Source organism: Caballeronia udeis, from assembly GCF_001544555.2.
GTDB classification, from domain to species: Bacteria; Pseudomonadota; Gammaproteobacteria; order Burkholderiales; family Burkholderiaceae; genus Caballeronia; species Caballeronia udeis.
Genome location: NZ_FCOK02000061.1, coordinates 40,782 through 59,507, shown reverse-complemented (window position 1 = coordinate 59,507; position 18,726 = coordinate 40,782). Strand labels below are relative to the sequence as shown.

General features: G+C 58.5%; 20 protein-coding genes. 16 read left to right on the top strand and 4 right to left on the bottom strand.

The features are described from left to right. Window positions 1-93 precede the first annotated feature (93 nt). Window positions 94-540: a VOC family protein gene (locus AWB69_RS32395; RefSeq protein WP_062090905.1), complete on the top strand. Its 447-nt coding sequence runs from the start codon at window positions 94-96 to the stop codon at window positions 538-540. A 294-nt stretch (window positions 541-834) separates the two neighbouring features. Here AWB69_RS32395 and AWB69_RS32390 read toward each other — a convergent pair whose 3' ends face one another. The 3 genes from AWB69_RS32390 to AWB69_RS32385 form a co-directional block, all read right to left on the bottom strand. Continuing rightward, window positions 835-1,245, bottom strand: a complete 411-nt coding sequence (locus AWB69_RS32390; protein ID WP_062090904.1) for a VOC family protein — start codon at window positions 1,243-1,245, stop codon at window positions 835-837. A 172-nt stretch (window positions 1,246-1,417) separates the two neighbouring features. Then, on the bottom strand, window positions 1,418-1,729 hold the full coding sequence (locus AWB69_RS46225; RefSeq protein ID WP_075644030.1) for a hypothetical protein: 312 nt from the start codon (window positions 1,727-1,729) through the stop codon (window positions 1,418-1,420). Between the two features lie 57 nt (window positions 1,730-1,786). Further along, entirely contained in the window at window positions 1,787-2,902 is a 1,116-nt protein-coding gene (locus tag AWB69_RS32385) for an AbrB family transcriptional regulator (protein ID WP_062090903.1), read from the bottom strand. 299 nt (window positions 2,903-3,201) lie between these two features. On the opposite strand from AWB69_RS32385, the gene AWB69_RS32380 reads away from it, so the two are divergent. The 15 genes from AWB69_RS32380 (at window position 3,202) to AWB69_RS32305 (ending at window position 17,576) form a co-directional block, all read left to right on the top strand. After that, complete coding sequence (locus AWB69_RS32380; protein ID WP_062090902.1) at window positions 3,202-3,831, top strand: TetR/AcrR family transcriptional regulator; 630 nt, start codon at window positions 3,202-3,204, stop codon at window positions 3,829-3,831. Between the two features lie 170 nt (window positions 3,832-4,001). Continuing rightward, the gene (locus AWB69_RS32375) at window positions 4,002-4,472 is read left to right on the top strand and encodes a ribonuclease (RefSeq protein WP_062090901.1); all 471 of its coding nucleotides are present in this window, start codon (window positions 4,002-4,004) and stop codon (window positions 4,470-4,472) included. Between the two features lie 245 nt (window positions 4,473-4,717). Then, entirely contained in the window at window positions 4,718-5,218 is a 501-nt protein-coding gene (locus AWB69_RS32370) for a VOC family protein (RefSeq protein ID WP_062090900.1), read from the top strand. Window positions 5,219-5,443: 225 nt separating this feature from the next. Next, entirely contained in the window at window positions 5,444-6,412 is a 969-nt protein-coding gene (locus AWB69_RS32365) for an ABC transporter substrate-binding protein (RefSeq protein ID WP_062090899.1), read from the top strand. A gap of 106 nt (window positions 6,413-6,518) precedes the next feature. After that, on the top strand, window positions 6,519-8,033 hold the full coding sequence (locus AWB69_RS32360) for a sugar ABC transporter ATP-binding protein (RefSeq protein ID WP_062090898.1): 1,515 nt from the start codon (window positions 6,519-6,521) through the stop codon (window positions 8,031-8,033). After that, window positions 8,030-9,067, top strand: coding sequence for an ABC transporter permease (locus AWB69_RS32355; protein WP_062090897.1), 1,038 nt, complete (start codon window positions 8,030-8,032; stop codon window positions 9,065-9,067). The genes AWB69_RS32360 and AWB69_RS32355 overlap by 4 nt, the downstream gene beginning before the upstream one ends. Further along, the gene (yjfF, locus tag AWB69_RS32350) at window positions 9,064-10,158 is read left to right on the top strand and encodes a galactofuranose ABC transporter, permease protein YjfF (protein WP_062090896.1); all 1,095 of its coding nucleotides are present in this window, start codon (window positions 9,064-9,066) and stop codon (window positions 10,156-10,158) included. The genes AWB69_RS32355 and yjfF overlap by 4 nt, the downstream gene beginning before the upstream one ends. 157 nt (window positions 10,159-10,315) lie before the next feature. Then, window positions 10,316-12,058 (top strand): IlvD/Edd family dehydratase, encoded by a 1,743-nt coding sequence (locus AWB69_RS32345; RefSeq protein WP_062090895.1) that lies wholly within the window; start codon window positions 10,316-10,318, stop codon window positions 12,056-12,058. Window positions 12,059-12,122: 64 nt separating this feature from the next. Beyond that, a complete protein-coding gene (locus tag AWB69_RS32340) occupies window positions 12,123-13,052 on the top strand; it encodes a Gfo/Idh/MocA family protein (protein ID WP_062090894.1) in 930 nt (309 codons plus the stop codon). A 588-nt stretch (window positions 13,053-13,640) separates the two neighbouring features. Further along, on the top strand, window positions 13,641-14,162 hold the full coding sequence (locus AWB69_RS32335; RefSeq protein ID WP_082913674.1) for a PAAR domain-containing protein: 522 nt from the start codon (window positions 13,641-13,643) through the stop codon (window positions 14,160-14,162). 54 nt (window positions 14,163-14,216) lie between these two features. Further along, window positions 14,217-14,465 carry a PAAR domain-containing protein gene (locus AWB69_RS50925; RefSeq protein ID WP_063977959.1) on the top strand — a complete coding sequence of 83 codons (249 nt, stop codon included), beginning with the start codon at window positions 14,217-14,219 and terminating at the stop codon, window positions 14,463-14,465. 304 nt (window positions 14,466-14,769) lie between these two features. Beyond that, complete coding sequence (locus AWB69_RS32320; RefSeq protein WP_062090892.1) at window positions 14,770-15,426, top strand: M35 family metallo-endopeptidase; 657 nt, start codon at window positions 14,770-14,772, stop codon at window positions 15,424-15,426. Beyond that, window positions 15,416-15,850, top strand: coding sequence for a hypothetical protein (locus tag AWB69_RS32315; protein WP_062090891.1), 435 nt, complete (start codon window positions 15,416-15,418; stop codon window positions 15,848-15,850). The genes AWB69_RS32320 and AWB69_RS32315 overlap by 11 nt, the downstream gene beginning before the upstream one ends. A 606-nt stretch (window positions 15,851-16,456) precedes the next feature. Further along, window positions 16,457-16,909 carry a hypothetical protein gene (locus AWB69_RS32310; RefSeq protein ID WP_156529034.1) on the top strand — a complete coding sequence of 151 codons (453 nt, stop codon included), beginning with the start codon at window positions 16,457-16,459 and terminating at the stop codon, window positions 16,907-16,909. A 139-nt stretch (window positions 16,910-17,048) separates the two neighbouring features. Continuing rightward, the gene (locus AWB69_RS32305) at window positions 17,049-17,576 is read left to right on the top strand and encodes a hypothetical protein (RefSeq protein ID WP_156529033.1); all 528 of its coding nucleotides are present in this window, start codon (window positions 17,049-17,051) and stop codon (window positions 17,574-17,576) included. Window positions 17,577-17,670: 94 nt separating this feature from the next. On the opposite strand, the gene araH is transcribed toward AWB69_RS32305, so the two are convergent. Continuing rightward, window positions 17,671-18,675, bottom strand: a complete 1,005-nt coding sequence (gene araH, locus AWB69_RS32300; RefSeq protein WP_062090888.1) for an L-arabinose ABC transporter permease AraH — start codon at window positions 18,673-18,675, stop codon at window positions 17,671-17,673. Window positions 18,676-18,726: the final 51 nt, after the last annotated feature.

Here is an 18,726-nt window from a genome sequence, read left to right as displayed (position 1 = left end):
CTGGATCACCAACGGGTTCATTCCATCGTCGCGTGGCCGTGGATGATTGATTCACTATTGAATTAGAAATGGAATAACTCCCTGGGGTCCGTTATGAATGAACATGAAAAGGAAGATCTATTGCCTGCCGTGACCCTTGGTCACTTTGTTATGAAAGTGCAAGATGTCGAGGCGAGCTATAGTTTTTATATCGGTTTAGGTCTGCGCGCATTCGGCACCTTTCCCGGAATGGCGGTCGTTGAAATGTGTGGTGGCACGCATTTGCTGCTGTTCCAAAAGGGCGATGATCAGGCTGGCACTTTGCGGAACAGTCAGAATGGCCAGAGGCCTGATTTGAGCAGCGAAAAAATAGACCTGATGATCGCGGGGCATACAAAAGCGGATCTGGAATCCTACAGGGCCGGTCTGATCGGTAAAGGATATTCACCGTCAACTATCGCGGATGGCGAGCTATACGGCCACCACTATTTCTCGATGCAGGATCCCGATGGCAATGGGATCAGTTTCTATACCAGCCACTGCAGCGACAAGCCCGTTTGATGTTACCGCTGGTTAGTCGCGCAGCATCCGCCCATTCGCTTTATTTCTCTTCATCTAGCCCGCTCTCGGCGTCTGGCCATATCATCGTAGAACGCCGCTTCCTGAGGATCTGAAGGGCAGTAAGGGGTCGACAGCGGGCGGAATGATAGTGGGTGCAAGCATAGCTCGGATGTAAAGTTGCTTTGGCGCACGAGGTTATCGGTGCGTTGCTTCATTGGTCGGCTCGATCTTCCGCTCCCGGTCTGCGGACGGCAGACGAGGTGCCCAAATCGCCCCTGCTCTTCAAATTTCGGCCTATCCGTCGTTGGCCAACCTTGACCGGATCTCGGCAGCCGAGAGGTCACGGTGATGCGTGGCAATTTGCCATGTGTTTCCCCACGGATCTCGTACCATCGCTCGCCTGTCGCCGTATGGCATGTCGGCCGGAACTTCGAGCGAGATCGCATTCGCCGCAACCGCTCGCTGAAAGGTCGAATCGGCGTCCTCAACGTAGACATACAGAAATGCCGGCATCGGATCGCGAAGGCCGTCTCCGCCGCTAACCATCACGACGGAATCGCCGATCATGATTTCGGCAGGCAGCCCGTGACGGAATTCGCCCTGTGCCTGAAACACCATCTTGATGAATGTGATCAGGTTTTCCGGATCCCGTACGACGATTCGTGGCGTGACGGTATGCCATCCATCAGGCTGAAATTTAGCCATGTTGCGCAGCCTCGGAAGAGATTCGCAAGGGCATTGTCCTCCGAGCGCCGGATGTCCGCAAAGGGCCACTTCAGCCCGACGTGAAGAGCGGGGATATAGGGGAGCCGCGGCGCATTCACTATTCCCCGCCGAGGAATAGTGACGTCTCGATTCCCCGTGATGCGGACCGCTTTCAGTCCGGTCGCCTATCGCGTTGAACCTTGCCAAAATGACACGACAGGTAGACCCCCATGGCGAGGCCTCCTGCAAGTCCCACTGCGGCATCCGCGCCGATGTCCGGCATGCTTGCGTGGTGAGCCGCGATCAGAAGGCCGATGCCCAGATTGGCAAATCCCCAAACGACATTGACGAGCGGCGGAGAATTACCAACGCCCCTTGGCCGGGCAAACGGAGTAGGGAAAGGAAGCCCTTGCAGGCCGGAAGCCAGATGCGGGACGCAATTGCATAGAAGCGCCCCGGCGAGAAACACCCAAACATGCTGCATATGATCACCTTGATGGTGGTAAGAAAATTAAACGCCGCTGATAAGTGAGCCAAGGCCTCAGCTGTCGTTTGGCCGGGCGGCATTTGCGTTCGCGGTTGCGCGCCGCGCGAGGAATCTCGCGGCGACAGGGCCAATGGCCTGCACGGCCACGAAGCGCGCCATCTGCATGGCCATCACGAAGTGGACATCGACGTTGCTCGACGCCGCGATGATCGCGACCGAATCCGCGCCTCCAGGGCTCGTCGCCAGATAAGCGGTCAGCGGGTCGACGCCGGCCACCGCGACGAGCGCCACCCCGATCCCACCGCACGCAGCAATCAAGGCCAACGAGCATGCAAGGATGCGAGGCAACGCCCTCGCCGCGTGCGCGAGGAGCGGACGCGTAAATCTCAGGCCGATCCTCCAGCCCACGAACGCATAGGCAATGGCCAGCAACCAGCGTGGCAGTTCAATCGTCAGCCAGCCATGGCGAACCAGGACGACACCCGCAACGAGCGTCACCAGCATTGAGCCCATGGGGATTCGCAACCGTCGTCCAAGGAGAGACCCAAGCACCGCGAGGGCAAGCGTCTTGATCAACGGCAACCAGGCAAGCGCAGGAAACCACGTGATCGCCGCGGCGACATGATGCAAACCTGCGCCGCTTACTTTGGCCACGACAGAGGCGACTGCCGCGACCATGAGAACCCGCAGGTATTGCATGACTGCAACCAACTGCGCGTCCGCACCGTAGGCCTCGGCCATCAGTGTCATGACGGTTGCCGCGCCCGGACTGACTCCCCACAACGCGGTGGTGCCCGGCAGGACTCGCATGCGGACCAGCAGCCATCCGAGGACGCCGCTTGCCACAATGACGGATAGAACGCCGGCGGCAAAAACGGGCCAATGGATACCGAACTCGCCTGCGATCGACGACGGCAGCATCCTGGCGATCATGCAGCCGATAAGCCCCTGGACCGGGACGAAAGCGTGCGGCGTGAGCCGTAGTTTCCCGCCGCTGCCGCTGATGACGATCCCGGCAAGCAGGGGACCTATCAACAGGGCCGCGGGTACGCCAAGCAAGGAGAGAAAGCCGCCAAAGCCGACCGAGAGACCGATGAGCGCGGTCCACTGGAAGGCCGGCGTTGAACCCTCGATCCACCCCGAAGGCTGGTGAAGCGTTTCATGAGTCATGACGGGTGAGGTGCGTGTTATGCCACCGCGACGCACGCGGATGCGAACGTAAGGCAACAGATAAACAATGTGGTCAGGCGTCGAAGTTCGGCGAGGGAAAGTGGTCAGCCTATCGAAATGATGGCAACGCACTTTTGAGAGGATATTCTCTCAAAAAATAATAGAGGACACCCTCGCATATGTCAACAGCGATGACAAAAGCCTTAAATTTGAGCCAATTTAGTGAATAATCCTCGAGTTTTGTGCCGTGTTATTATGCGAGGAATTCCTCTCAAATACTCGCATATCGGTCCGCCAGAATGATCCCGCCTACACACGTCCCAGACGCCCCGCGCGGCTCCGAACCCAAGAGGGAAAAGGGACGCCTGCGCGTCGCCGCGATCATGGAGGCCGGGGTTCAAGTGTTCACGGAAAAAGGTTATGACGCGGCGACAATGACGGAGATCGCGGCCCGATCCGGGACCGCAATCGGCTCGCTCTATCGATTTTTCCCGTCCAAGGAGTCACTCGCCGATGCGCTGCTGCTTCGTTACGCGCTTCACGTCAAGAATGGACTCGCAGAGATGGCGCAGCAGGTGGCCGACCTGGCGCTTGAAAGCGTGGCCGATGCGTTTGTCGACTTCATGTTCGTGCTTCAGTCGCAGCGCAGCTTTGCGATCGCTCTCGTGGATGCGCGTGGGGGCAGCGTTGACGAACGCGCGCGGTTTCGCGAAGTGATGCGCGGCGGCGTGGCGGACATCCTGCGCAAGGCGGTTCCCGGCATAAGTCGGGCAAAGGCCAAGGTCATGGCGATCGTTCTGCTCCAGACGCTTAAGGGAGTGATCAGTACCGCCAACGAAGAGCCTGCCATGCAAGCCATGATCCTGGCTGAAATCCGCGAACTGGTGCGCACGTATCTCGCGTCGGCATCCGGGCGGAAAAGTAAATAAGCTTCGATATGCCGATCTGCCGCTTTGCAGCAAGTTGAAGGTCTTTCATCGGCCTGGTTGTCGAGTAAAAAATTCCTATGTCCGCCGAAGATTGATTCGCTCTGCCGTTAGCGATACCCTTAAAACGTTCGTGATCGTCGAATGCTGGTCAACCCGGAGGCGACCGTATCGTGAAGCGAGCGTGGGCTTTCTCCTGCATCCTCGCCTTGAGCGCGATCCTCGACGGATGCGGCAAGAACGGATCGCAAAACGCTACTCAGGAACCGGCTGCGTCCGGGAGTCAGGCGCCGGTTCAGCTTGGGCAGGCCGCGAGCGGCACACCCGCCGCATCGGGCGCGCAGGAGCGGAGCGCGCCGGCCGCCATCACTAAGGCGCAGTTGCCGGGGGAAGCAACCGAAACACTGCGTCTGATCAAAGCGGGCGGCCCCTTCCCTTTTGGCGAGGACGGTGTCTTGTTCCGCAACAGCGCGGCATTGTTGCCGCAGCATCCACGCGGCTACTATCACGCATACACAGTTCGCACGCCTGGCTCGGCGGATCGCGGGCAGCGCCGCATCGTATGTGGTGGACCGCGCAGGCAGACCAGCGACTGCTACTACACCGACGATTACTACGCCAGTTTCAAACGCATTGCACAATAACTTGAGCCAATTAAAAACGCCCCTGGCCTCCTGTAAAGCAGGCGCCGGGGCGTTGTATTTTCAGAGACTGACCTTGGGAGCGAACCAAGCGACCGAAATGGGTCCCGTACGGCGGTTCGGCCGCCGGCAGAAAAGTGAAATTTTTCTTCCCGGCCTGTCAATTTTGATGGTCTTCCTTCGTCGTCTCAATGGAGGCATGCGGATTGCCTCCACATTTAGCCGCCACTACTGACAGGAGATTTGCCATGACGATTCAAAAGATCACGCCTTTTCTTTGGTACTCCACGGAAGCTGAGGAGGCCGCTGCTTTCTATGCGCGCATCTTTCCAGACTCACGTGTCGTTCGGGTCACTCCGGTGCCGAGCGCCGGTTCCACGAAGATCGTCGAGTTTGAGCTCTTTGGGCAGCCCTTCATCGCCATGATCTCCGGGCAACCCGAGCCGTTCAATCACTCAATATCCCTCATGGTCAGCTGTGACACTCAGGAAGAACTTGACCGTTATTGGAGCGCCCTTCTCGAGGGCGGCGGGTCGACCCAGGCATGCGGCTGGCTGAAAGACCGCTTCGGCGTCTCGTGGCAGATCGTTCCAGCCGATCTCATCCCGATGATGGTTGACTCCGATCGAGTAAAGGCTAATCGCGTTGCCAACGCCATGATGAAAATGGTGAAGTTCGACGCCGCCGCGCTGAGAGCCGCCTATTCGGGGACGGCGGATCAGGCCGCTCACCTGTCACACCTGAGTTGAGAAGCTACGAGTCCAGCCTCAGCAAGCTTGGTCAATTCCGGGGAGTGGCACGCGTCCGCCCCTTTCGCGATACCAATTCTGGTATTGCAAACACCCAATAACTGATTGGACCGCCATGAACCCCGGCGCTACGCTTCATTCCGGTACGTCCTGAAGCAGTCGACCGCGCGAGAACGCATAAGCGCGGCAGTACCGAACACAAACACAACTAAATCGGAGACAACCATGAGACATGCTCGACGCGCAGCCATTGGTGCGCTGCTGGGTTCTGCGCTATTGCTGGGCGCAAACCTGACTGCCCACGCCGATGACAACAAGATCACCCTGGGTTTCTCTCAGGTCGGCGCGGAGAGCGCCTGGCGTACCGCCAATACCGTGTCTGTCAAAGCTGCGGCCAAAGACGCCGGCATCAACCTGAAATTCTCCGACGCGCAGCAAAAGCAGGAAAACCAGATCAAGGCGATCCGCTCGTATATTGCGCAGAAAGTCGATGTGATCGCGTTCTCCCCTGTCGTGGAATCCGGCTGGGAGCCGGTACTGATCGAAGCGAAAAACGCCAAGATCCCGGTGATTCTCACTGACCGCAATATCGACGTTAAAGATACCTCGCTGTACGTGACCATGATCGGTTCGGACTTCCTCGAAGAAGGCCGCCGCGGAGGCAAATGGCTCGAAGACCACTACAAGAACGACGCCGGTCCGATCAACATCGCCGAGTTGCAGGGCACGGTGGGCTCAGCGCCCGCCAACGACCGTCGCGCAGGATTGCTTGAAGTGATCAAGAACGATCCGAAGTTCAAGGTCATCGCTTCGCAAAGCGGCGACTTCACGCTCGCCGGCGGCAAGCAGGTCATGGAAGCTTTCATCAAGACCTACGGCAAGCAGATCAACGTGGTCTACGCCCATAACGACGACATGGCGCTCGGGGCAATCCAGGCCATGGAAGAGGCCGGTATAAAGCCCGGCAAGGATGTGACCGTGGTCTCGTTCGACGCCACCAAGGGCGGCTTCGAAGCCATGGTCGCGGGCAAGATCAACGTCGACGTGGAATGCAGTCCGTTGCTTGGACCGCAACTCATGACGGCGGTGAAAGAGGTGGTGGCGGGCAAGTCCTTGCCCAAGCGTATCGTGACCGAGGAAACCATCTTCCCGATGAGCGTTGCAGCGCAAGTCCTGCCGCAGCGCAAGTATTGAGCCGCGGCAGTCACGGAAAAAACACCCGGCAACCGCGAGTCCGGCTGTAACAGCGGACTCGCGGCGCACTTTCAATCCCCCTTTCCTCCCTTTACGGCCTTCGTTCATGACCGGCTCGCCCATTCTTGAAACCATCGGTATCTCCAGGTCGTTCCCGGGCGTCAAGGCGTTACAGAACGTGGACTTCAATTTGTTTCCCGGCGAGATCCATACGCTGATGGGTCAGAACGGCGCCGGCAAATCGACGCTCATCAACGTGCTCACCGGCGTCCATGCACACGATGCAGGCGAGATACGCCTTGGCGGCGAAGCCGTCAATTTCGCGACCCCGCTCCACGCGGAAGCGGCTGGGATCAGGACGCTTTATCAGGAAGTGAACCTGTGCCCGAATCTGTCAGTCGCTGAAAACGTGTTCGCCGGCCGGCAGCCGAAACGGCGTGGCGCGATCGACTGGAAGACCATTCATGCGCGGGCCGAAGAGGCCTTGGCCGAGCTGAACGTCTTCCTGGACGTGACCAAATCACTCGATACCTATCCGATCGCCGTACAGCAGATGGTGGCCATCGCGCGTGCGGTCTCGGTGGATGCGCGCGTGCTGATCCTCGATGAACCCACTTCAAGCCTTGACGACGGCGAAGTCGCGAGGCTCTTCGACGTTCTCCGCAAGCTCAAGCAATCGGGCATGGCGATCCTGTTCGTCACGCACTTTCTCGAGCAGACCTACGCCATATCGGATCGCATTACGGTCATGCGCAATGGCGAACGTGAAGGCGAATATCTCGCCCGCGACTTGCCGGTGGAACTGCTCGTTTCAAAGATGGTGGGCCATGAACGCATGACCGAGCGCCTGAAGCACGCGGCGGACGAACCGCCTGCGCCCAAGACCGCCGTGCCGCCATTCTTCGCCATGCGCGGCATTGCCCGGCGCGGTGTGATGAATCCTGTCGATATCGACGTTCAGCCCGGCCAGATCCTCGGGCTGGCGGGTCTGCTGGGTTCCGGCCGCACCGAAACCGCCCGGCTCCTGTTCGGCGCGGAGCGTGCGGATGCAGGTTCAATGTCTATTGACGGCAAGACGGCAAAGCTTCGTTCTCCTCGCGATGCGGTGCGCCGCGGCATAGGGTATTGCCCGGAGGACCGGAAGAAGGAAGGCATTGTCGCGGATCTTTCCATACGAGAAAACATCATTCTCGCGCTGCAAGTGCAACGCGGCTGGTGGCGCGTTATCGGCCGGGCGAAACAACGCAAGATAGCGGACGACTACATCGAGCGGCTGGGCATCAAGGCGCCCGATGCTGAACAGCCCATCGGGCTTCTGTCGGGTGGAAACCAGCAGAAGGTCCTGCTTGCGCGCTGGCTTGCGACAGAACCGAAGATGCTGATCCTCGATGAACCCACGCGCGGCATCGACGTGGCGGCCAAATTCGAAATCATGGATCGTGTGCTGGCGCTCTGTGCGAAAGGACTCGGCATTGTCTTCATCTCGTCGGAGGTGAGCGAGGTCGTCCGCGTGAGCCATCGGATCGCGGTGTTGCGCGACCGGCGCAAAGTGGCGGAGGTCGAGGGACACGCGGCGTCGGAAGATCAGGTGTACAGACTCATTGCAGGGGGTAGCCGATGAATCGCATCAAGGCCGCATTGCAGCATCCCCTCATATGGCCGGTCATCACGCTCGTGCTGCTGTTCGTGCTCGACCTGAGCCAGAACGCGCACTTCCTCTCAATCACCGTGCTCGACGGTCACTGGTTCGGCGCGCCCATCGATATCCTCAACCGTGCCGCGCCGCTCGTGCTCGTCTCGCTCGGCATGACGCTGGTGATCGCAACACGCGGCATTGATATCTCTGTCGGCGCGGTCGTTGCAATCGCCGGTGCGGCAGCCGCCAGCATCCTGGCCAACGATCCCTCGCGAGTGATTGAAGCGCTGGCCGCAGCGCTCGCGGTAGGCGTGCTCGCCGGCATGTGGAATGGTGTGCTGGTGGCGTTCGTCGGCATGCAGCCGATCATCGCCACGCTGATCCTGATGGTGGCCGGCCGCGGCGTCGCGCAGTTGCTCACGGGCGGCCAGATCATCCCCATCGGCGCGCCGGGTTATCTCGTGGTGGGCGGCGGTTATCTGGCCCGCATGCCGTGTTCCGTGTGGGTCGCGGCCGGCGCGATCGCGGCAACTGTGCTGCTCATGAATCGCACCGCGCTCGGCATGTTCATCCGTGCGATCGGTATCAATCCGGTGGCGACGAAACTGGTCGGCTTGCGTTCCAGCGCAATCGTGTTCGGCGTCTATACCTTCTCCGGACTGACGGCGGCCATAGCGGGCATTCTGATCAGCTCCAATGTGCGCAGTGCCGACGGCAACAACGCCGGGTTGTTGCTCGAACTCGATGCGATCCTCGCGGTCACGCTCGGCGGCACGTCGCTGCTTGGTGGAAGGTTCAGCCTCGCCGGCACCGTGCTCGGCGCATTGATCATCCAGACGCTGACCTACACCACGTACTCCATCGGCGTACCGCCTGAAGCTACCCTCGTTGTAAAGGCGGCCGTCGTGCTGGTGGTCAGCGTGATCCAGTCGGCCACTGCCCGCACGGTCATCATGCGGCAACTGAAACGTGCCTTCCCCTTCACCCCGAAGAAGCCCCTTGCCGAGGCTGCAAAATGAGGAACCTTCTCGACCGCCTGGTCGATCCGCGCACCCTGCCGATCGTCGTCACCGTCGTCTTGTTCATTGCGCTGTTCGGGTTCGGCTCCGTGATGTACACCGGCTTTTTCTCGCTGCAAGTGCTGCTCGGCCTGCTCGTGGACAACGCCTTCCTGCTGATCGTCGCGATCGGCATGACGTTTGTGATCGTATCGGGCGGCATCGACCTGTCGGTGGGCTCGGTCGTCGCGTTGACGACCATCCTCTGCGCCGTCTTCGCCGAACACCTGCATTGGCCGATATGGGTAATCGTGCCGCTCGTGCTCGTACTGGGCGCTTTGTACGGCGCAGCAATGGGCGCGCTGATCCACTTCTTCAAACTGCAGCCGTTCATTGTCACGCTGGCGGGCATGTTCCTCGCGCGCGGCGCGTGCTTCCTGATCACCACGCAGTCGATCACCATCAACGACCCCGCCTTCCACGCACTGTCCGGCTTTCACATCGATATTCACGGCGCTTCGCTCACGGCCGGCGGCCTGATCGCCATCGCAACGCTGCTGCTCGCCATCTTCGTCGCGCACTTCACGCGCTTCGGGCGCAACGTCTATGCGGTCGGCGGCAACGAACGCTCCGCGTTGCTGATGGGGCTGCCCGTGGCGCGTACGAAGGTCGGCGTGTATGCACTGAGCGGCTTCTGCTCGGCGCTCGGCGGCGTGGTGTTCACGCTGTATGTGCTCTCGGGATACGGCTTGCAAGGCCAGGGCATGGAACTCGATGCAATCGCCGCCACGGTCATCGGCGGAACCTTGCTCACAGGTGGTGTCGGTTATGTAATCGGGTCGGTCTTCGGCGTCGGCATTCTCGGGACCATTCAGACCCTCATCACGTTCGACGGTACGCTGAGTTCATGGTGGACCCGCATCGTCATAGGAGCCCTCCTGTGCGCGTTCTGCTTGCTGCAACGCGTGATCGAACGGCATGCGGCACGCCGCAAGTCGGACGGGACGGCATCAGGTGAACGAGCGGGGACGAAGCTAAAGCGGCGGGATGCGGCACGGCAACACGATGGTGCGAACAAAGCCGATCCTGTTGCACTGGGGTCCCGGAGCTAACGCGATCCGCTTAGATCAGTAAGACAGCACGACCTCTCTGCATGTTCTATAAAACGGATAGGCCGGCGTGCTTGGCGCAATCACTAAAAAGGTCCTGAACGCCTGACGCGTTCGTGCAAATGAAGTCTTGAAATGGTAAACGGTTAAGGAAAAATCGATGTCAGACGCAAAACGCCCGCTGCGCTCCGCCCAATGGTTCGGCGCTGCCGACAAGAACGGTTTCATGTACCGAAGCTGGATGAAAAACCAGGGCATCCCCGATCACGAATTCCAGGGCAAGCCGATCATCGGCATTTGCAATACGTGGTCGGAACTCACGCCCTGCAACGCACATTTCAGGAAGCTCGCCGAGCATGTGAAGCGCGGCGTGTTCGAAGCGGGCGGATTCCCGGTCGAATTCCCCGTGTTCTCCAACGGCGAATCCAACCTTCGCCCGACCGCCATGTTCACGCGCAATCTCGCCAGCATGGACGTGGAGGAATCCATTCGAGGCAATCCCGTCGATGCCGTCGTGCTGCTCGTCGGCTGCGATAAAACCACGCCCGCGTTGTTGATGGGCGCCGCCAGTTGCGATGTGCCGGCCATTGCGGTGAGTGGCGGCCCGATGCTCAACGGCAAACATCATGGCCGCGATATCGGCTCGGGTACCGTGGTCTGGCAGCTCAGCGAGCAAGTGAAGGCGGGCAAGATCACGCTGCACGAATTCATGTCGGCGGAAGCGGGCATGTCGCGCTCGGCGGGCACGTGCAACACCATGGGCACGGCATCCACCATGGCCTGCATGGCCGAGGCGCTTGGCGTTACGCTGCCGCACAACGCTGCGATTCCGGCCGTGGATTCCAGGCGCTACGTGCTCGCACACATGTCGGGCATGCGGATTGTGGAGATGGCGCTGCAGGACATAAGACTCTCGAAACTCCTGACGAAAGAGGCCTTTGAAAACGCGATTCGCGTGAACGCGGCGATTGGCGGATCGACGAATGCGGCGATTCATTTGAAGGCGATTGCCGGCCGTATAGGCGTGAACCTTGAACTCGATGACTGGACGCGCATTGGACGCGGCACGCCTACGCTTGTGGATCTGCAACCATCGGGGCGCTTCCTGATGGAGGAGTTCTATTACGCGGGCGGCTTGCCCGGCGTGATCCGGCGCCTGGGAGAAGCAGGCTTGCTGCCCCATCCCGACGCGCTGACAGCGAACGGCCATTCGCTGTGGGAGAACTCCAAAGAAGCGCCTATCTACGACGAGGAAGTCATCCGCCCGCTCGACAAACCTCTCGTCCCCGACGGCGGCTTGTGCATCGTGCGCGGCAATCTCGCGCCCAATGGCGCGGTGGTCAAACCGTCGGCGGCAACGGCGGCATTGCTCAAGCATCGCGGCCGTGCGGTCGTGTTTGAAAACTTCGATGACTATAAGGCCCGCATCGGCGACCCCGAACTCGACGTAACCGCTGACTCTGTTCTCGTATTGAAGAACTGCGGACCGAAGGGTTATCCGGGCATGGCGGAAGTGGGCAACATGGGTTTGCCGCCCAAGCTGCTGGCGCAAGGCGTGACCGACATGGTGCGGATCTCGGACGCGCGCATGAGCGGCACGGCGTATGGCACCGTGGTGCTGCATGTGGCGCCCGAAGCGCGTGCCGGCGGACCGCTGGCGGTGGTGAAGGAAGGCGACTGGATCGAGCTGGATTGCCTTGCTGGAAAGCTGCACCTCGACATCAGCGAAGCGGAACTCACCTCCCGTCTCACCAATTGGGCCGAGGTGCAAACCGTTGCGATTGCGGACACGAGCGGGTATAGAAAGCTGTATGTCGATCACGTCCTGCAAGCCGACCAAGGCTGCGACTTCGACTTTCTCGTGGGATGTCGAGGCGCCGATGTGCCGCGGCATTCGCATTAATCCGGCGCGCTGCACGTGTCACCGTTGCACGCCACATGAACCAAGCTTTCTTTAAGGTCCAACCATGACAGAGCAAGTTGCGATAGGCATTGCCGGTGTCGGCAAGATCGCTCGCGATCAGCATTTACCCGCTATTGCCGGTCATTCCGGGTTCAAGCTCATTGCAGGAGCGAGCCGGAATGCACGGATCGACGGGGTCAACAATCATCAGAATGTCGAGGACATGCTCGCGGCAGAGCCGCTTTTGCAGGCTGTGTCGCTCTGCGCGCCGCCGCAAGTCCGCTTCTCCCAGGCACGCGCGGCCCTTGAAGCGGGCAAGCATGTGATGCTGGAGAAACCGCCTGGCGCGAGCGTGACCGAGGTTACCGTGCTCGCCGACCTGGCTCGGCAAAATCAATGCACCCTGTTTGCGTCGTGGCATTCCCGTCATGCGCCGGGTGTTGAAACCGCACGTGCGTGGCTGGCCGGAAAAGAGATTACGGCGGTGAACGTCCTGTGGAAAGAGGATGTCCGCCGTTGGCATCCGGGTCAGGACTGGATCTGGCAACCGGGCGGCCTGGGTGTATTCGACCCGGGCATCAATGCGTTATCCATCATCACGCGCATCTTGCCGCATGCGTTTTTCCTGAAGTCGGCGGAGTTGTTCGTTCCGGCAAACCGGCACAATCCGATTGCCGCAAACCTTGATTTCAGCGACGCGCTGGGCACGCCGATCCGGACGGAATTCGACTGGCGCTTTGGTCCGCAAGAGTTGTGGCAGATTGAAGTGACCACCCGCGATGGCCTCTTGCATCTGGCCCAGGGCGGGAAGTTCTTGAAGATCAATGGGGAGATGAAGGATATCGGACAGGAGAGGGAATATCCGAGCCTTTATGATCGATTCTTCGAGTTGATCTCGACAGGGGCGAGCGATGTTGATGTGAGCCCGCTTCAGCATGTTGCCGACGCGATGTTGCTCGGGGGTCGGCACGAGGTTGAGGCGTTTGAGGATTAGGGTCTCGTTCGCACTCGCGTTGGTTCTGCCGGGGCGGGTGCGGGCTAAGCGGCTCGTTGAGATTCGCGCCGCGAAAGGTATTGATGCACGGCGCAGCGCCGAAGTGTTGGAACGACGGTTTGAAAAGCAGCCCACACAATAATAGCGATAACAACGCTGCCTGGTCCCAGGTACGCCGCAAGCACCTCGTAGCGAAGCCACTGCCTAAGGCCGCTATGCTCTACGTATTCAGCCGACTCGCAGACCACAATTAATTCCGCCGCAATAGACGGCTCTAAATCAAGCACGGTAAATCTCCTCTGCCCTATCTCAGATATGAAGTGTGCAGGTTGTTTTTTGTGATTTCGTAGTCCCATCTATTTCAACTTACTACCCAACTGGTACATTGGCGGAACACCGCAAACGTCCCATCTAACATCCCTCCACAAGTTCGATTTTCTCACTGTTCCCTCAGTCGCGAATCACGTCATTATTGGCACATCCGTTCCGATTCCTAAACGTTTATTTTCGATGGCGAGAATCGTCTGATTGACTCTTAGCCGCTGTTCTCGATAAAACCATCTTGAATAGTCAAAAGAGGACGAGACGATGAGACGGTGCAACCTTAAGGAAGGGGATAAAGCTACGAGCGGCGCAACGGTGCTCGAAGGCATCGACAGCGATACGCCCCACGGCGTGCCCCTGGCGTTCATCGGCGCGACCTTGCATTGCCCAGCCTGCAAATCGCTCGGCGTCCTGGCAGGCGTTGGCCCGCGCTGGCCGGACACTTCGATGGGCAAGGAACTGGCGTTGGACGGTGATATGTGCGTCTGCAAGTGCACTCCGTCGCCGCGCGTGATCGCTTCGCAATATGACATGTATGAGGATCTTGAATCGCACGATCTTGAGTCGATGGGATATACCCCAAGCGGCATACCTTTGCTTTACTACCACGACGAACAGATTACGCTGCGCGACCGACGCACACGTCGGATATTGGCGGACGTCGACTATCGAGTGAAAGACGGTTCCAGTGTTATTGCAAGCGGCAAGACCGATGCGAAGGGTCGTACCGAGCGAGTCAAAACCGACAATAAGCAGAACTTTGTGATCGAGATCTTTCAGACATAGATACACGCCTGCTATCAATTTTCTTAACGCCCGGCTAACAAGGATATAAGTGCAATGAGACGATTCCTTATCAAACTGCATGACCAAACGACGAGCGGCGCGCGCGTCACTGAGGGGGAGCCAAAAGCGACGCATCACGGAACCCCCATCGCCTATATCGGCGGCGCGCTCTATTGCCCGGCGTGCAGGTCGACGGGGGTTATCGTTGCGTCGGGACCGCGATTGTGTATGTCGTTCATGGGCAAACAGGTAGCCCTGGAGAACGACCTTGGCATGTGTAAATGCGAACCCATACCGGCTTGATCGCATCTCAATCAACCATGTCCCAGAGCCTGGACGCTAATACACTCGCCTCGCAGGGCTATGCCCCATCAGGGGTTCCGCTCTTGCGTCATCACGATGAACAAATCACGCTGCGCGATCGCAGTACACGACGTGCACTGGCAAATGTTCGATATCGAATCAAGGACGGCTCCGGTGTCATCGCGAGCGGCACGACCGACGGCAATGGCCGAACTCAACGAATCGCGACTGACGCAGTATGGAACGTCGTCGTCGAAATCGCTCTTTGAAAACCGCTCTAGAAATTCAACACTGGGAGACACCTATGGCAGATGGAAATTGGGTTGAGATCGGTAGAGCAACGACAAACCGCATACCAGATTCGAACATTGATATCTTTCTTGATCTTGATGGGCCGCCGATATGCCCGAACATGACGGACGCCGAGTTCCGAAAGATGGTTCTGAAGAATCGCGATAGAGCGATAGCGCATGTAGAGACAAGGCTCTCGGATTTAAGGCGCTGGACCGCAAAAGACCAGGCTCGCGTCGCGTTATGGTTTGGGTCCAGCGACGGTGGCGCCCGCGAACGGCTTATAAATGGCCTCACGGCGATAGCACGGGTGCTGCACGAACTTGCGCCCAAGAACTTCGTTCGATACTCCGACGAGATGGTCAAGCATCTTGGCTGCGCACCAAACATGAAGAACCCTACGGGCGTGGTCGCCGATGTCTGCGGCCCCGACACCAGCACCCACACGATCTACATCCACATCGATTTCTGCTCGATGCGTGAGTTCTCGTGGGATAAAGACTCGATGGTCTCGACGTTGATCCACGAGGTCAGCCATTTCAAAGACACTTTTGGAACGCAGGATCACATATATTTCATGTCCAAATCATTGCAGCTTGCCAAAACTAACCCAGAGCTAACCCTCGACAACGCCGACAGCATCGCAGGATATGTCATCTATGAAGCTTAAATACTTTGTCTTGGCACTTTCATTGACCGCATTCCAGGCCTTTGCCTGCGTGGCAAGTGAAAACATTGACTTGTACTTCGCACAAAACTCGGCGCAACTCCCTAACAGTGAAATTGTGCGCCTCGCTCATTGGGTCGCTGACCAGAAAGTAACTTATGAACGACACCAGAGCGAAGAGGCAACGGCACTCAGTGGGCACGCCGACAGTACAGAGCGCGATGCTAGCGCAACAGCGAGGGCTCGTATGCTGCTTGGCGAGCAATTGTTGGTGAATATGGGTTTCACCAAGGCGCCAATCCATACCAGCACGCGCGTTTACAACAAGGGCGACGTGGAAAACGGACGAAGAATAGAGATTTCGTTCGAGCCTCAGTGCCCGAATAAATGCTGTAATGCGCCAACGCGCGACGCGACGAAACGATGAAAAACAAAGCTCCCCGCCGTTCGCGCGGCCGTCCGCCGCGAAACAAAGGCGAACCGTAATGCGGACAACACTACCGCATGTATCACATTCGATCGCTAGGACGCTGCTGTGTGCACTCGTATTTGCGGGCGCAGTCCCAACGTTCGCATGCGTGTCAATCAACCAGCACCCCGAAACTATTTCGTTTCAGTTCGAACGGAATGTCTCGACATTGACGTCCGCCGACTTGTTGCGATTCACTCAGTGGGCGAGCGATATGACCGCCAAGTACCCGCTGCAATGGGGAACCGTAGTATCGGCTTCGGCGGCCAACTACGAGCAATCCCCGTTGGAACTGGCTACTCGACGCTCACTAACCATCGCATCAAGGGCCGTGAAGTTGGGATTGGCTAGAACCCGCATTGAGACAAGCATCGAGCCAACGATTCAACTCCCCGGCGGGGTTACCGAGCGCGCTGAGGATGCGCAGTCAGGCGGTCTATCTTTTATACCCGCATGTCCGAACGACTGTTGTGACGCTCTAACAACCGATCTAACCAAGAAATGACAAACAGGGGCCCTAGCCGTTCATGCGGCCGTGCAGCGGGTACATCGTTTATGGCGAAAATGTTCGATACAGCAGCCGTGATCGTTTTCGGCACTTTTGCAGTTCCTGCCTTTGCGTGTGTCGGACCTCAAAATCAGCCGGCGCAGTATATGACAGTAATGTTCGAGAAAAATTCTTCCACGATTCACTCTAGTTCGATTGTTGCTCTAGCTTCGTGGTCGGCCGATATGAAAATCCGCTATCCAATACGGCTGTGGACGACCGTAGTTGGAACCGCTGCGCCGAACGAAGCGAACCCGTTGCAATTAGCCACGCAGCGCGCAAACAAGGTGAAAACGCTGACAGATCTATTTGATATCAGCAAAACATCGTCCGACGTAAAGCGCTATGTAAACACCGCTTATATGGCCGAAATGAATGGCGATAAGGCCACGGCGGTGTTTATTGATTTGAATCCGGGTTGTCCGAACAACTGCTGTGACGCTCTAACGACCGACTCAACCGAAAAATGAAAACAAAGCTCCCCGCCGTTTGTGCGGCCGTGTCTTCCACACTAATCCAACTATGTTCGTGTTGGTGACGTTTGCGCCCAAACCCGGCGCCGCTAACTACGTTCGCGTTTCGTGCTATCCGACGCCCGAAGGTGACGCGATGCTCACGTATCTGTCGCCCTTTGATGCCTGGATCGAAGCTGCCTATGATTCAAGACCCGGCAAGCCATGTCGCGTCGTCGACGCGTCGACGTTCGATCCTCGCGAGATGGTTTCCAACCTCGGAGGCCAACTCAACGTCGGGCTGCACCTGGGCTGGGCTGCTTGCGACGGCAAGTTACTTGCGAAACCGAGCGGTGATTTGGTCGGGTACATGGCGCTGCAAACGCTCGCCGTTGCTGCCGCCGATATGGAAGACATCGAATTCACCCTAGACGCGAGAAATCGCAAGCAGATCGACCTTTTCCACGAGAAAGCGGGACTTTTTGCGTACTCGGAATCGCTGGCAGAAAGCATGAAGTGGGGTGAACAGCGTCTGGATCAAGAGGTAGCGTTAGCCATGCAAAATGTTCCCGCAAGGTGCAAGGCATTTAGCGCTGACATTAACCAGATCGCGGTCTATGACCTGGAAGGAAAGCAATGGCATTTCGTCGCACTCGCTGACCTTAAGACGGACAGCTTCAGCTGACCTCGCTGCCACTTCGGTCTACGGCCCCGCTTATACAGTTGAACCGTTTGGACGGGGCATTTTGTTGTTAGCTGGCACCTGGTTGCTTTTGAAATCAAGCCACGCGCTTACTCCTCCGGTACTGATCGAACAACACGGCCAACAGCAAGATCCCGCCGCGAATCAGATACTGATAGAAGGTCGGTACATTCATGAGACTCATTGCGTCCTGCACCGAGCCCATGATCAGCACCCCGACCAGCACGCCGGAAATAGTGGCCACGCCGCCCGTCAGTGAAACACCGCCCAGCACGCAGGCTGAAATCACCCCAAGCTCCAGCCCGACCGACGTCTTTGGATCCCCAAGACTCATGCGCGATGCCAGCATCACGCCCGCAAATCCGGTCACAAGCCCTTGCAGCACGAACACCGTGATCTTGATGCGCATGACCGGCAAACCCGCCAGCAACGCCGCCTCGCTATTACCGCCTACCGCCAGCACGTTCTTGCCGAAGACCGTCTTCTTCAACAGAAAACCAAACAGCACAAAACCAACGATGTTCGACCAGATCGGATACGAGATCCCAAGGAACGAACCGCCGCCCAGATCGAAGAAACGTTCTTCGGAGATCATCACGGCGTCGCCGTTCGACGTGATGTAAGCCAGCCCGCGCACGACTTCCATCATGGCTAGCGTGACGATCAGCGAGTTGATCTTCCAGCGCGCGATCAGCACGCCGTTCACGAGCCCGACCGCCCCGCCCGCCAGCACGCCGCCCGCAATTCCGAGCGTGACGCTGTGCGTGGCCGTGATCAGCGTGGACGCCACCACGCCGGCAAACGCGACGATGGATGCCACCGACAAATCGACTTCACCGAGCGCGAGCACAAACATCATGGTGACGGAGATGGAGCCGATCAGCGTGACCGACAGCAGCAGGCCCTGGATGTTGCGCGAACTGATGAAACCCGGCACGGTAAAGGACAAGGCCACGAACAGGATGACGAACACCATGACGATGCCCGACTTGTTGATGAGATCCCAGGTTCGTGCAGCACGGGCGCGAGTGCCTGTGCTTTCGGCAGGGTTCGACTGATTGGTGACAGGAGTAATTTGCATGATGTCTCTTTCGTTCGCAGCGCATTGACACACGCCGCAGGTAGTCTTTGA

Coding starts and splice junctions, on each gene's coding strand:
- AWB69_RS32380 (WP_062090902.1), top strand. CDS start 3,202: ATGATCCCGCCTACACACGTCCCAGACGCCCCGCGCGGCTCCGAACCC.
- AWB69_RS32320 (WP_062090892.1), top strand. CDS start 14,770: ATGGCAGATGGAAATTGGGTTGAGATCGGTAGAGCAACGACAAACCGC.
- AWB69_RS32340 (WP_062090894.1), top strand. CDS start 12,123: ATGACAGAGCAAGTTGCGATAGGCATTGCCGGTGTCGGCAAGATCGCT.
- AWB69_RS32355 (WP_062090897.1), top strand. CDS start 8,030: ATGAATCGCATCAAGGCCGCATTGCAGCATCCCCTCATATGGCCGGTC.
- AWB69_RS32365 (WP_062090899.1), top strand. CDS start 5,444: ATGAGACATGCTCGACGCGCAGCCATTGGTGCGCTGCTGGGTTCTGCG.
- AWB69_RS32360 (WP_062090898.1), top strand. CDS start 6,519: ATGACCGGCTCGCCCATTCTTGAAACCATCGGTATCTCCAGGTCGTTC.
- AWB69_RS32385 (WP_062090903.1), bottom strand. CDS start 2,902: ATGACTCATGAAACGCTTCACCAGCCTTCGGGGTGGATCGAGGGTTCA.
- AWB69_RS50925 (WP_063977959.1), top strand. CDS start 14,217: ATGAGACGATTCCTTATCAAACTGCATGACCAAACGACGAGCGGCGCG.
- AWB69_RS32370 (WP_062090900.1), top strand. CDS start 4,718: ATGACGATTCAAAAGATCACGCCTTTTCTTTGGTACTCCACGGAAGCT.
- AWB69_RS32335 (WP_082913674.1), top strand. CDS start 13,641: ATGAGACGGTGCAACCTTAAGGAAGGGGATAAAGCTACGAGCGGCGCA.
- yjfF (WP_062090896.1), top strand. CDS start 9,064: ATGAGGAACCTTCTCGACCGCCTGGTCGATCCGCGCACCCTGCCGATC.
- AWB69_RS32395 (WP_062090905.1), top strand. CDS start 94: ATGAATGAACATGAAAAGGAAGATCTATTGCCTGCCGTGACCCTTGGT.
- AWB69_RS46225 (WP_075644030.1), bottom strand. CDS start 1,729: ATGCAGCATGTTTGGGTGTTTCTCGCCGGGGCGCTTCTATGCAATTGC.
- AWB69_RS32345 (WP_062090895.1), top strand. CDS start 10,316: ATGTCAGACGCAAAACGCCCGCTGCGCTCCGCCCAATGGTTCGGCGCT.
- AWB69_RS32315 (WP_062090891.1), top strand. CDS start 15,416: ATGAAGCTTAAATACTTTGTCTTGGCACTTTCATTGACCGCATTCCAG.
- araH (WP_062090888.1), bottom strand. CDS start 18,675: ATGCAAATTACTCCTGTCACCAATCAGTCGAACCCTGCCGAAAGCACA.
- AWB69_RS32310 (WP_156529034.1), top strand. CDS start 16,457: ATGTTCGATACAGCAGCCGTGATCGTTTTCGGCACTTTTGCAGTTCCT.
- AWB69_RS32305 (WP_156529033.1), top strand. CDS start 17,049: ATGCTCACGTATCTGTCGCCCTTTGATGCCTGGATCGAAGCTGCCTAT.
- AWB69_RS32390 (WP_062090904.1), bottom strand. CDS start 1,245: ATGGCTAAATTTCAGCCTGATGGATGGCATACCGTCACGCCACGAATC.